The sequence below is a fragment of the Paenibacillus pabuli NBRC 13638 genome (genome assembly GCF_001514495.1).
In the GTDB taxonomy this organism is placed as follows: Bacteria; Bacillota; Bacilli; order Paenibacillales; family Paenibacillaceae; genus Paenibacillus; species Paenibacillus pabuli.
The window spans coordinates 1-12,559 of record NZ_BCNM01000014.1 but is presented as its reverse complement, the minus strand read 5'-3'; the positions used below and the strand labels follow the sequence as shown (position 1 = coordinate 12,559).

General features: G+C 49.9%; 15 protein-coding genes. 13 read left to right on the top strand and 2 right to left on the bottom strand.

The window, feature by feature from the left end:
- Nucleotides 1–89: 89 nt before the first annotated feature.
- From PPA03S_RS18920 to PPA03S_RS18885, 8 genes are read left to right on the top strand one after another with little or no spacing between them, the layout of a single operon-like run.
- Nucleotides 90–557: a hypothetical protein gene (locus PPA03S_RS18920; protein ID WP_062325153.1), complete on the top strand. Its 468-nt coding sequence runs from the start codon at nt 90–92 to the stop codon at nt 555–557.
- Complete coding sequence (locus PPA03S_RS18915) at nt 554–1,630, top strand: CehA/McbA family metallohydrolase (RefSeq protein ID WP_062325151.1); 1,077 nt, start codon at nt 554–556, stop codon at nt 1,628–1,630. The genes PPA03S_RS18920 and PPA03S_RS18915 overlap by 4 nt, the downstream gene beginning before the upstream one ends.
- Nucleotides 1,627–2,379: a glycerophosphodiester phosphodiesterase gene (locus tag PPA03S_RS18910; protein ID WP_062325149.1), complete on the top strand. Its 753-nt coding sequence runs from the start codon at nt 1,627–1,629 to the stop codon at nt 2,377–2,379. Before PPA03S_RS18915 ends, PPA03S_RS18910 begins: the two co-directional genes overlap by 4 nt.
- Nucleotides 2,364–3,428, top strand: coding sequence for a LacI family DNA-binding transcriptional regulator (locus PPA03S_RS18905; protein WP_062325147.1), 1,065 nt, complete (start codon nt 2,364–2,366; stop codon nt 3,426–3,428). The genes PPA03S_RS18910 and PPA03S_RS18905 overlap by 16 nt, the downstream gene beginning before the upstream one ends.
- Nucleotides 3,404–4,228, top strand: coding sequence for an ABC transporter permease (locus PPA03S_RS18900; RefSeq protein WP_062325146.1), 825 nt, complete (start codon nt 3,404–3,406; stop codon nt 4,226–4,228). Before PPA03S_RS18905 ends, PPA03S_RS18900 begins: the two co-directional genes overlap by 25 nt.
- A 42-nt stretch (nt 4,229–4,270) precedes the next feature.
- The gene (locus tag PPA03S_RS18895) at nt 4,271–5,311 is read left to right on the top strand and encodes an ABC transporter ATP-binding protein (protein ID WP_062325143.1); all 1,041 of its coding nucleotides are present in this window, start codon (nt 4,271–4,273) and stop codon (nt 5,309–5,311) included.
- A gap of 32 nt (nt 5,312–5,343) precedes the next feature.
- Nucleotides 5,344–6,507, top strand: coding sequence for an extracellular solute-binding protein (locus PPA03S_RS18890; protein ID WP_062325477.1), 1,164 nt, complete (start codon nt 5,344–5,346; stop codon nt 6,505–6,507).
- The gene (locus PPA03S_RS18885; protein ID WP_062325141.1) at nt 6,504–7,343 is read left to right on the top strand and encodes an ABC transporter permease; all 840 of its coding nucleotides are present in this window, start codon (nt 6,504–6,506) and stop codon (nt 7,341–7,343) included. Before PPA03S_RS18890 ends, PPA03S_RS18885 begins: the two co-directional genes overlap by 4 nt.
- 222 nt (nt 7,344–7,565) lie before the next feature.
- Here the strand turns inward: PPA03S_RS18885 and PPA03S_RS18880 are convergent, their stop codons facing one another.
- Complete coding sequence (locus tag PPA03S_RS18880) at nt 7,566–7,925, bottom strand: MerR family transcriptional regulator (protein ID WP_062325139.1); 360 nt, start codon at nt 7,923–7,925, stop codon at nt 7,566–7,568.
- 103 nt (nt 7,926–8,028) lie between these two features.
- On the opposite strand from PPA03S_RS18880, the gene PPA03S_RS18875 reads away from it, so the two are divergent.
- From PPA03S_RS18875 to PPA03S_RS18865, 3 genes are all read left to right on the top strand, one after another.
- Nucleotides 8,029–8,739: an SDR family NAD(P)-dependent oxidoreductase gene (locus PPA03S_RS18875; protein ID WP_062325137.1), complete on the top strand. Its 711-nt coding sequence runs from the start codon at nt 8,029–8,031 to the stop codon at nt 8,737–8,739.
- Between the two features lie 111 nt (nt 8,740–8,850).
- Nucleotides 8,851–9,204, top strand: a complete 354-nt coding sequence (locus PPA03S_RS18870; RefSeq protein ID WP_062325135.1) for a VOC family protein — start codon at nt 8,851–8,853, stop codon at nt 9,202–9,204.
- 113 nt (nt 9,205–9,317) lie between these two features.
- Complete coding sequence (locus PPA03S_RS18865; RefSeq protein ID WP_062325134.1) at nt 9,318–9,836, top strand: hypothetical protein; 519 nt, start codon at nt 9,318–9,320, stop codon at nt 9,834–9,836.
- Between the two features lie 54 nt (nt 9,837–9,890).
- Here the strand turns inward: PPA03S_RS18865 and PPA03S_RS18860 are convergent, their stop codons facing one another.
- Entirely contained in the window at nt 9,891–10,748 is an 858-nt protein-coding gene (locus PPA03S_RS18860) for an SDR family oxidoreductase (RefSeq protein WP_062325132.1), read from the bottom strand.
- A gap of 223 nt (nt 10,749–10,971) precedes the next feature.
- Between PPA03S_RS18860 and PPA03S_RS18855 the strand changes: the two genes are divergently transcribed.
- Both PPA03S_RS18855 and map read left to right on the top strand, forming a co-directional pair.
- The gene (locus PPA03S_RS18855) at nt 10,972–11,565 is read left to right on the top strand and encodes a TetR family transcriptional regulator (RefSeq protein WP_062325131.1); all 594 of its coding nucleotides are present in this window, start codon (nt 10,972–10,974) and stop codon (nt 11,563–11,565) included.
- A 170-nt stretch (nt 11,566–11,735) separates the two neighbouring features.
- The gene (gene map / locus PPA03S_RS18850; protein ID WP_062325129.1) at nt 11,736–12,476 is read left to right on the top strand and encodes a type I methionyl aminopeptidase; all 741 of its coding nucleotides are present in this window, start codon (nt 11,736–11,738) and stop codon (nt 12,474–12,476) included.
- The last annotated feature ends 83 nt before the right edge of the window (nt 12,477–12,559 follow it).

Below are 12,559 nucleotides of genomic sequence, written 5' to 3'. Positions count from 1 at the left end.
GAATAGATGTGGGAACGGTCCCACATTCAGCAAAAAGTGCATAACGTAAATCATCAAGATAACGGAAAAATGAAAGGTGGTGCGATGCAATGAAGCTGCTGGATCTACAAGGCTATGCATCTCCGGAGGATTCCAAGACGCATATCCGCATTCCTTTTGAGTTGGACGAGGGCTGTGGGAAGCTGAACCTGCGATTACAATATGCGCCGAAGACGCTTGAGAATCGGGAGAAGGCGATACAGCTACTCAAGAATAGTTACGACCTATATATCTTGCCGGAAAATCGGGAATACGCAATGGAGAACGCGGGCCGGCATCTTCCCCTGAAAAATTTGATGACACTCTCCCTGGACGACGCTCGGGGATACCGCGGAGCGTGCCACCGACAAGACGAGTTGCAGGAGCTGTTCGTATCAGAGCGAGAAGCTTCACCCGGCCTGATGGCGGGCGAGCTGGTTCCCGGATCTTGGAGCGTCACACTCAGCCTGCATAGCATCGTGACGGATACCTGTGATTACCACCTGCAAATCTGGACGACGGAGGAGGACGCGATATGAAATGGCTCGCCTGCGAACTGCATACGCATACGCTGCACAGCGACGGCAGCCAAACGCTGGAGGAGCTGGCGGCAGGAGCGGCCAATCTGGGCTTCGACGCCATCGCGCTGACCGATCACAACACGATGTCCGCCCTGATCGGCAAAGAAGAAATCGAGCGGATATACGGACTGCGAATTATTCGCGGTATGGAGTGGACGACCTTTTATGGTCATATGGTGACGATAGGCTTGAGCGCTTTTGCCGACTGGCGTCAAGTAGATCGGGATAGGATCGATGAAGGTATTGAGGCCGTGCATCGGCTCGGCGGAATCGCCGGGCTTGCCCATCCGTACCGCATCGGCAGTCCGGCCTGTACCGGTTGCTTCTGGGAATACGAGATCGGAAATTGGTCCGCCGTCGATTATATCGAAGTCTGGTCCGGCACGTTCCCTTCCATACAGACGAACAATCGGCGGGCATTTGATCTGTGGACAGACAAGCTGAACGAAGGGTATCGGATAGCAGCCACTTCAGGCAGGGACTGGCACGCGCAGGGCGAGACGGACGAGCCAATCTCGGTTACGTATCTGGGCATTGAGGACGACGCAGTGGCAGAGAACGGGGATGCGGCAGCCCTGTCGATCCATGAAGAAACACTGATTCAGGCGCTGCGGGAAGGGCGCGCATCCGTAACGATAGGTCCTCTATTGACCTTGAAGCTGAACGCTGATGATGCAGACTATCCAATCGGCTCCACGGTTCCATCAGTAGTCGAGAGGCCGGAAGCCGCAGCCCAGCCGATCTTGGTGAACTTGACGCTGGACTTTTCGGTCCGCGCCGGACTATGGTCGCTGCCGAAGCAGATCTGCAGATTGAAGCTGTGCTCCAATCTGGGCGAGGAAATAAGCTTGGAAGTCCCCTCTTCATCGGACGGACAGATGATGCAGTTCGAAGTCCAACTAACGCAGTCCGCTCCTGATATTCCCCGCAGGTGGATTCGCTCCGAGCTGTGGGGAACCGTACGGGGCGCTTATGTACGTGTCGCCTTTACCAACGCGATCTATTTCGAAGAAGGAGGGTACCCGCGATGAACAAATTCCCGCTGATCACGGCCCATACCGGTTGCATGGGTCATCCCGATCATTCTTTCGAGTCGCTACAGGCGGCCCTGACACTTGGCGCGGATATTTACGAAGACGATATTCAGTTGACTCGGGACGGCGTACCGGTGCTCGCACACGACGACGATATTGCTTTGGCGGACGGCAGCCGCAGCAGCCTTGCAGAAATGACGCTGAAGGAGTTGAACGGCAGCATGTCGGCACCAATTCCGACCCTTCAGGATGTGCTTGAGCAGATCCGCCAAGCCGGTAAAATCATGAATCTCGATATCAAAACAGACAGCGCTCTGGAGCCCGTATCCGTCCTGGTTGAACGGATGGGTATGGCGGAGATGGTGTTCCTCAGTGGCTGCGAATACGGGATGGCGGTCAAAGCTGGTCGGTACGCTCCGCACATCCGCAGGCTGCTTAATGTGAACATTCAGAGCTTCGAAAGTCTGCGCTACGACGAGGCAATGTTCCAGGCATGTGCAGAAGGCCGCGAAGCCGACTGCTTCGGGCTTAACGTGCCGTATCAGGTGGTGCGGCCGGAACTAGTGGAAGCCGTACGGCGGTATGGTTTGGATCTATACGTCTGGACGGTTAGGGAGGCGGATGACATGCGGCGACTTGCGCAGTGGGGCGTCAATTCGATAACAACCCGCGATCCGGGGAAGCTGATCGCCGTCCGGGGAGAAATGGAGTATGCAGAGGAGAATAGGGATTGGACAATAAGCTGAATCATAGTTTGCGGGAGCTGGCACAGCTCGCTGGCGTATCGAAATCGACTGCTTCTCGGGTCATCTCCGGAAACGGCTACGCGAGTCCCGAAGTTCGGGAACGCGTGCTCAAGGCGGTCGAGCAGCTTCGCTACAAGCCGAGCGCCGTCGCCCGGGCAATGGTCGCCAAGCGGACGCACAACATCGGAGTAATCGTTTTTCGCGACAGGCTGCCGATCGTGTCCCACACGCTGTATGGCAGAATCATCGACGAAATTCTGATGGCCGCTGAAGCACTGGGCTACTCGATCTTCCTGAAAACCGACCGGGAGATGTCACTACGCTCCACCGATTATATGCTGGAGCAGCGGGTCGATGGACTCATTCTGGTTAGCCGGCTGCAGAAAAACGTCATCGACTACGTCAAAAACTTCAATATTCCGTACCTGATGGTGAACGGGTCAACGGAAGATCCGGACGTGGTGCATCTTGTGAGTAACGACGAAGCTGGCGGAGAACGGGCTGCAGAGCATCTGTACGCATGCGGACATCGCAAATTCTTCATTATCGCCGGACCGGGAGAGCATCGGAGTCACTCGCTGCGACTGGGAGGCTTCCGCAAACGTCTGGAATCCCTCGGTATTTGTTCCGGCCGGGACGGATTTACCATCGTCGAGTCATCGGAATCCAGCTTCGATTCTGGCCGGAAGCTGATGGAGGAGCATTATGCGGCATTACGGGAGGGGCGATACAGCGCCCTGTTCAGCACCAATGACATGCTCGCACTGGGCGCCATGAAAGTGCTGCTGGAGCGCGGCGTCCGCATTCCGCAGGAAGTGTCTGTTATGGGTTATGACAATACTGAAGTGGCCGATATGTATCACCCGTCACTGACTACCGTCAGCGTGGATGCATCTGGAATCGGCCGAGACGCGGTATCCATTCTGGATCGTCTGATCAGCGGCGAGGGGAGCGTGCCGCGCCTGATCGAATACGAAAGCGTAGTGATCGTTCGTCAATCGACAAATGGAAAGGAGGATGGGACATGTTGTGGTACTGGAAACATGTAGGCCCGAGAAGAATTATTGAATTTGTGCTGCTGACCGTGTTCGCTGTTTTTTTTGCGGGTCCGTTGGTCAACCTGCTTGTGCTTGCCTTTAGCGAAAAATGGAATTATCCGGACATTCTGCCCCAGGTATGGGGCTTCAAATGGTGGGAGTTCGTGCTGGCGAAGGACGATATCGTCTCGTCGATCTCGCTGTCGTTCCTCATTGCCACCCTGGTGACCCTGCTGTCCATCGTGGTCTGCATTCCAGCAGCGTACGCCTTCGCAAGACTCCAGTTTCCGCTGAAGCGGATGTTCCTGTTTTCGTTCCTGCTGACGCACGCCTTTCCGAAAATGGGCTTATACGTCTCCATCGCGGTCCTTTTCTACCGGATCGGACTAATGAATACGCTGCTTGGCGTTGTGCTGATCCATATGATCAACGTGTTGATGTTCATGACCTGGATTCCAACCTCCGCTTTCCGTAACGTGCATCGAGCGCAGGAGGAATCGGCGCGGGACGTCGGGGCGAGCCCGTTCAAAGTGTTCCGCAGCATCACACTGCCAATGGCGATGCCGGGCATCCTGGTCGCTTCGATCTTCACGTTCCTCAATTCGCTCGACGAAGCGCAGGGGACGTTCCTGGTCGGCATTCCTGATTACAAAACGATGCCAATCGTCATGTACTCCATTATTTCCGACTTTCCGAGCAGCGCCGGGGCTGTATTCTCAATCATCCTGACGCTGCCGACCATCATCCTGCTGGTGGCAGCCCAGCGGCTGGTAAGCGCGGATGTGCTGGCGAGTGGTTTTCAAATGAAATAGAAATGTTTCGGTTTACATACCGGGGCAAAGGGAGGCAGAAGCATGCAGTTGTCTGTACGAGAGTTAGCCAAGCGCTACAAAACCGGTGACGGGGTCAGCGGCATCAACATCGATATCGAAAAAGGCGAGCTGGTCACCCTTCTGGGTCCTTCGGGGTGCGGGAAAACCACCGTGCTACGGAGCATCGGCGGTTTTCTCGAACCGGACTCCGGTGACATCTTGATCGAGGGTAAGAGTGTCATTCAACTTCCACCGGAGAAACGGCCGACCTCAATGGTGTTCCAGAGTTATAATCTGTGGTCGCATATGTCGGTATACGACAATCTGGCGTTCGGCCTGAAGATTCGCAAAATGCCGAAGGCGGAGATCCGCACGGCGGTCGAGGATGCGCTCAAGCTGGTCCGGCTGTCGGGCTTCGGGAAGAAGTATCCGGCCGAGCTTTCAGGCGGACAGCAGCAGCGGGTTGCGCTGGCTCGGTCCCTGCTGCTCAACCCGGCGGTACTGCTGTTGGACGAGCCTTTCTCGGCGCTGGACGCCAAGCTGCGGCACGAAATGCGTGAGGAGCTGCGTGAGATCCAAATGAAGACCGGACTCACGATGGTCTTCGTCACGCATGATCAGGAAGAAGCACTGTCGTTATCTGATCGTATTATTGTCATGAATCACGGGCACATCGAGCAGATTGCTCAGCCGCAGAAGATTTACGATGAGCCAGCTTCATTATATGTCGCCGGTTTTATCGGAAAAATGAATTTCCTGAAGGGGGTGGCGGAAGGGGAGAGTATACACATTGGAAATCTCCGCCTGCCGAACGAGAAGGGCTTAAGCGGCCAGGTGACGGCGGCGGTTCGGCCAGAAGACGTTCAGGTGAGCGGTACTACGATGGGTGAAGGTATTTTGGCAGGCAAGGTCAAGCAGGTGATGATTCTGGGACATTACGCGGAAGTTACCGTGGAACTGCTGGAATTCGGCATCATACGTGCTTTTCTGAATAAGGAATTCGTGGAGCAGCTGCAGGTAGGAAAAGACGTCGGTATCTCGATAGCGAAAATGACTGGATTTCCGGTTGATGAATCGAACTGAGGAGGATGAATGATATGCGGAGGATGAATGTTATGCGTTTGAAGAAGCCATTTGTATCATTGTTGACTGTTGTGGGATTGTCCATGTCACTGCTGGCCGGGTGTGGAAACGGAAGCGAGAATACAAGCAGCTCCACCGGGGGGAATGCTGCGGCATCAGGCGATCCGGTATCTTTTAACTTCTATTTTACTGGCTCGCAAAACGTCAAGGACCTATGGGATTCCCTGGAGCCGATGTTTGAGAAGCAGCATCCGGAGATCGACGTGAATCTGGTCTACATCCCATCCGGTACCGGCGCTGAGCCGACCTACGACCGGATCGTGGCCGCTAAGAAGGCGGGCAAGGGCTCAGGAGGGATCGACCTGTACGAGGACGGCATCACCTCCGTCGCGCAGGGTACGAAGGATGGTATCTGGGCGCAACTGAATGAGAAAGACGTTCCGAACCTGAGCAAAGTCAACGCAGACACGATGAAGGATGTGGATAACTTCGCGATTCCGTATCGTTCGTCTGCCGTGGTTCTGGCCTATGACAGTAGCAAAATCTCTAATCCGCCAACTACACTGGACGAGCTGCTGAAGTGGATCAAAGCCAACCCCGAGCAGTTCGCCTATAACGACCCGTCTACGGGCGGTTCCGGAAGCTCGTTCGTTCAGACGATTGTCTATAAGGATCTGCCGGAAGAAGACATTCATAACTCCGATCCGGCAATCATGGAGAAGTGGGATAGCGGCTTCAGCACCATCAAAGAGCTTGGACCGTATGTCTACGGAAAGGGCATCTATCCGAAGAAAAACCAGGGCACGCTTGATTTGCTGATGAACGGCGAAGTATCCTTAATTCCGGCTTGGTCGGACATGGTGCTGCAGCAGCTGAACGAAGGCCTGCTGCCGGATACGATCAAGATGCAGCAGATTACGCCGGGCTTCAACGGCGGACCGACTTACCTGATGGTCAACCAGGAGTCGGACAAGAAGGAAGCGATCAACGAATTCCTGAATTTCGTCCTGTCCCCCGAAGCGCAGGAAGTCATTGTCGACAAAATGAACGGCTTCCCGGGCATTGAGCTCTCCAACATGTCTCAGGATATGCAGAATAAGTTCGACGGTGTAGCCAAAGGCTTCCGCACATTCAACATCGGGGATCTGGGTACAGAGATTAACAAACGCTGGCAGAGCGACGTTGCCGCGCAATGAGTAAGGAAACCAGACAGTCAATTACGGGTCTGGCGATGGTGCTCCCCTCCTTCGCCATCCTGTTGATCGTCGTCATTATCCCGATCATCCAATCCTTTGTCATGAGCCTGAGCAACGGTTCGGGTGGATACGATCTGAGCCGCTATATGTATCTGTTCACGGATAAGGGGATGCGCAACAATATCGTATTTACGCTTCGGGTGACCGCCATTACGTGTGTTGCGGTGATATTGGTCAGCTACACGCTGGCGATTTATATGCGCTTCAACCAGGGGCCAATAGTCAATCTGATTCGTAAAACATACATGATCCCGCTGTTCATCCCTGGCGTCATTGCCACCTACGGCCTGATCAACCTGCTTGGCAACCACGGCTGGCTTGCCCGTATGCTTGAGGTGGTAGGAATCACGCTACCGCGCATCATTTTTGACGAAAAAGGAATCATCATCGCGAACCTATGGTTCAACATTCCATTTACGACGATGCTGCTCAGTTCCGCGTTGTCGGGCATTCCTTCGTCGATCATTGAGAGCGCAAAGGACGTGGGTGTTGGCAAACTGACACTGTTTACACGGTTTATTTTCCCGCTGTCTTATAAGACATTTCTTGTCGCCCTGACTTTTGTCTTCATGGGAGTCATTGGCTCGTTCACCGCGCCCTACCTAATCGGAGCCAACTCTCCGCAGATGCTGGGTGTCTCCATGCAGCAGGTGTTCAGCGTCTTCCAGGAGCGTGAACAAGCCGCGGCGATCGCGTTCTTCTCATTCCTTCTTTGCTCGGTACTGGGTGCTTTCTACATCCGGTCGATGGCAGAGGAGGAGAAGGCAAAGATTTAAACGGGGATGTAAACAGTACGCCAGAGTGATGAGAAGCATTTGGGAGGGTCGCGTCTTTTTGCGAATGTCTTGGACTCTCCAGGAATTACCCCTCTGCTGTTGGAGTATTTTGATTGTGGAAGGTTTTGAAAAAGCTAAAGCGCTCCTTTATAGGGAGCGCTTTTTTTGATGAAAATACATGAACGTTGTATGAGAACGGTCCACAAACTCGGAAGGTTTATATTAATAATTTTCCCCACGATAATAACGCTCCAATTTTTCATCCAAATGAACGAGCTGCGCTTTTTTCTCCTCAATATCTGCCAACAGCTTTTGCCTTTGTTCTTGAATCAGTTTGGTTCGTTCAGGCAGGGTGGAAGTGCCTTCATTTACTTTGTCATAATACTTTTTGATGTCCTCTATACTCATACCGGTTTCACGAAGACATTTGATAAATACCAGCCAGTTCAGATCATCATCCGAATAAAGACGGTTATTCTGCTCGCTTCGCGCAGCAGGTTTCAGCAATCCTTTTCTTTCGTAAAAGCGGATCGCTCCGATCGTAATCTCGACTTTCTTTGCCACTTCTCCAATCGTTAACATGTTAACCCTCTTTTATCGAAATTTATGGTTGACCTACACTAAGTGTAGCATAGTAACTTATACATTGTTAATGGAAAATCAAATTAGAGAAAGAAGGATTCGCATGAAAATGACCGCTTTTGTAACGGGAGCAAATAAAGGAATCGGATTGGAAATCGTGAAGCAGTTAGGGCAAGCCGGCTGGAAAGTCATACTTGGCGCACGCAGCGTCGAACGGGGCGAAGCAGCTGTTTCCGAGTTAACTTCCATGGGCCTGGACATCGAATTTGTACAAATTGACATGGGTGATCTGAAAACCATAGAACAGGCAGTTGCTACGATTACCCGGAATTATTCGAATTTAACACTTCTGATTAACAATGCTGGCATGCCTGGTGCATTCTCTCGTTCTTTTACCGATACCAACGAGGAGGATCTGAGAAACGCTTTCGAAGTTAACTTCTTTGGAACTTTCCGTCTGAACCAGCGTTTGTTCCCGTTAATTAAAGACAACGAAGGCACTATCGTCAATGTATCAACCGACATGGCTTCTCTGGATCATATGCAAAATGCTGGATTTGCTTTAAATGCATTCGATTATAACTCATCCAAAACGGCCAACAATGCCATGACCGTTTCGATGGCATATGAACTCAAAGGCAGCAAGGCTCAAGTGTTTGCGGTAACGCCTGGATTCACCACAACCGATCTTAACGGTAATGCGGAAGGCGGTAAATCGAAAGAAGCCGCCGCTGCGATTATCGTGGGCTATGCAACAGATGGCAAACATCATAATGGCGAATTTTTAGATGAGAAGGGCGTTTACGCCTGGTAAAATCAATTCATATTGTAACTGTATTGAATAACCGGATACTCGAAGATCATGTAAAATAAAGGTGTGTCTTCGAATTGGGGAAATATACTATTTAAATCGGGGGGGCTGAACATGCGGGTAAAACGAATTGTTACCAATATTAATACGGAGAATATTCCGGCAGCAAAAAGCTTTTACCAGGACATGCTTGAACTTGATTTATTAATGGATCATGGTTGGATTGAAACATATGGCTTGCTTGGGGAGGAGAACGTTCAAATAAGTTTTGCTTCACAAGGCGGCTCCAATACGCCTACACCTGATCTTTCGATTGAAGTTGATGATGTCGATGAGGTGTTTGAACGCATGAGTCGTGCTGGATACACGATAGAATATGGTCCTGCGGATGAGCCTTGGGGGGTTCGTCGATTCTTTGTCCGTGATCCGTTTGGTAAACTTATCAACATCCTTGCTCATGGAAACTAGATTTTTTTGATGAACTCACCCATAGTAATCCCTTACGGATGTCCCATTCGCACAGGCAAGCAGTCCAGTTATCGCGTAAACTGAAGTAGATCAGTGGAGCGAGGTGAAATTCAATGGCTAAAACCAACGAAATACGCCTAAAGGCAAAGCGGTATAAGGCCCGGCCCGTCTACGTGACTCTTCATAGTGGTGAAACGTATATCGGTTACATCACAGATGTGAATAACGGAGGCATGGTGCTTACCGGGGGAGGAAAGGTATCGCAAACGGTGAAAACAGGGGTCAGTTCCCATGGTTCCAACCGAAAGGCTGCTTCACGCAGCAAGGGTGGTCGTTCCCAGAACCGGAAACGGGTGAATGGCACGCACAAGTCAACTACTCGGTCGCGCTCCGTGCCGCGCGCGCAGGTTTCGTCCTTTCTGCCCATGATGGGTTCGCTGTTTGGCGGACTTGGCGGTGCAGCTTCGGCTGGCGGTATGCTTGGCGGCGGCATGCGGCTATTTGGCATGATCCAGCAATTTATGCCGGTTGTGAAAATGGGCTACGGCATGATTAAGTCCATTCATCCGTTTATGGGTGCCGTCAAAGGTCTGATGGCTCCGCCGAGTCAGGCCGAAGAGGAAGAGGCATGACTGATGTTTCAGCCCCTTTGATGTAAGGGGCTTTTCTTTTTTAGTGTCCTGGTGTTATTGTTCAATGGAGTCTTTTAAAAAACTTGTAAAATTCACTGGGGATCTGCCAATCAGGTTTTCCAAAGCGGAATGGGTTTGTGAGAAATCGCCCAGTCGACTTGCCTGAAACATACCCGTAAGCATGCCCACCATCGCTTCCGGTAGGCCACGGGACGTCAAGTGGTTCCGATATTCATCATCCGACACGACAATTCGCCGAATCGGTCGTTCTAAGACTCTGGAAGCAATCGATGCGATTTTATCCATGTCGATCGCTTCGGAAGCCGTAAGGTGAGGAGTAATACCGTCATATCTCTGTTCTGTCAGGATTACCGCTGTCGCTTCAGCCAAGTCGGAATGGGTAGTCCACGCAACAGGGCCATCTTCTGGAGTAATCAATTGTCCTGTTTTCAAGGCATCACCCATCCACATCATCGCCGATGCAGCATAGAAGCCATTTCGCAGCGCAGTGAAAGCTACTCCTGAAGCTTTTAGCATCTCTTCTGTAGCCGCATGAACGTCCATGGGAGGAAAATGCGATGTTGAAGGTGAAAACATTTGGCTCGTGTACAGAAGTCGACGAACACCGGCTTTCTTTGCCGAGTCAATTGCGGTTTGATGCTGACGAATAGCCACTTCTCCCAAGGAGTGGGACGAGATAATGAGAACTTGAGATGCTCCTTCAAAGGCATGAAGAAGACTTTCGGAATTATCGAAATGTCCTTGTCGAACACGAACTCCACGTTCTTTTAGATCCTGCGCGGTGTTCACATCACGGACACTTACACCAATATCTCCTGCAGGGACACGCTTGAGAAGTTCCTCTACGACCTTCCGACCTAATTTTCCATTCGCTCCTGTAACAACAATCATTTCTACACTCATCCTTTCCGTTTTGAAAAAATTCAATAAAGAGTTTCTTGTTATGCGATTTTTTTTGTGCAATCATAATGCTATACGTGTGTTGAAAAGTCGCATAATCAAAAGATAAAAGGATTGAGTTGTGCAAACAACCTGCAAAAGGCTGTTTTTGTTGTGTACCCAACATTTTTGTTTTTTTGTCTGTTAGTGGAGTTCAAGAGAAAGAGGGAGTAGAATGTCAGTTAATCCTCAGGATCCGCGTGTTAAAAGAACCCGTCAATTGTTCGTGCAGGCTTTTAACGATTTGATTGGGAAAAAGAGAAACGTCTATTCCATTTCTGTGCACGATATCACGAATCAAGCAACCGTAAATCGGACAACATTTTATGCGCATTTTCAGGATAAATATGACTTTTTAGAATATTGGATGACGGAAAAGTTCCAAATGATGATAAGGGATAGACTCCCGGAAGAAGCAAAATGCAATGCGGGAAATCTGCGAATCCTTATGCAGAGCATATACGGTTTTCTTTTGCAGTTTCAACAATGCAGTACACCAGGAGACAAGCAGTTTGAAGCTATGTTTGAAAATGCCATGCATCAGGATCTTCATCAACTCCTGGTTAAACGAATAAATGAAGCGCAAATACAGGGATTTTCGCAAGAAAAATTAGAAGCTATGGCACTTGTTATCAGTTGGGGGATATTCGGATCGGCATTGCAGTGGAGCCGGAACCCTCAAGATCGCTCATTCGAAACGATGTTTGAAGAAGTCATTGGGGTATTATCGTTCAATTTGACCCCTTTTTGGGAGAACACAAACCGCTAGGTTATTTCATTTGATGCCCCGACTTTTATAAAAAAGTTGCGAAGCTTACCCCCTTTGGATATGATATTCTAATGGGATGTTTTTGTATTGAAAAGAATAAGGAACATCTAAATCGAAAAGTGGATTAAACCAGTCTTTATTGATGATAAAAGATAGTGAGGTTAGAAAAAATGATTGCAAAAACAGAAGAAGATTTTAATGGTTTAAAGGAAATTGGCAAAATTGTTGCATCTATTAGAGATGAATTGGTACAAAGGACCGTCCCTGGCATAACGACTAAAGAACTTGATGATATAGCCGGAGCGCTTTTTGAGAAAGAAGGCGCAGTTTCAGCTCCAAAAAGTGAGTATGATTTCCCTGGCTATACTTGTATTAGTGTTAATGAAGAAGTGGCACATGGTATTCCCGGGAGTCGGGTGATTCAAGAAGGGGATTTGGTAAATATAGATGTTTCTGGCTCGAAAAACAGCTATTTCGCAGATACAGGAATTTCATTTGTCGTTGGCGAAGGAGCAGAAGTGTTAACAAAAATATGCAAAGTAGCCAAACAAGCGTTTGAAGCAGGTCTTAAAAAAGCAAAACCCGGCTCCAAAAAAAGCGGAATCGGAAAAGCGGTATTCCTGACGGCGAAACAGCATGAATTAACGGTTATTAAAAACCTTACAGGACATGGTGTTGGACGTGCAATTCACGAAGCACCTGACCACATTTATAATTATAATGATACATCGGATGATGAGTTATTGAAGGAAGGCATGGTTATCGCATTCGAACCATTTATTTCAACCTTGGAAGAAGAAGTATTCCAAAAAGAGGACAACTGGACCTTTGCTACCCAAAACAGCTATGTAGCTCAAATAGAACATACGATTATCCTTACTAAAAATGGTCCGATTATTGTCACCCTTTAGTGTAGAGGGATAAGAAGATATGATAAACCCTTTAAAAGTCGCTAATTTGGTCATACCCCTGTCAAGTAGACAGTACAAAAAAA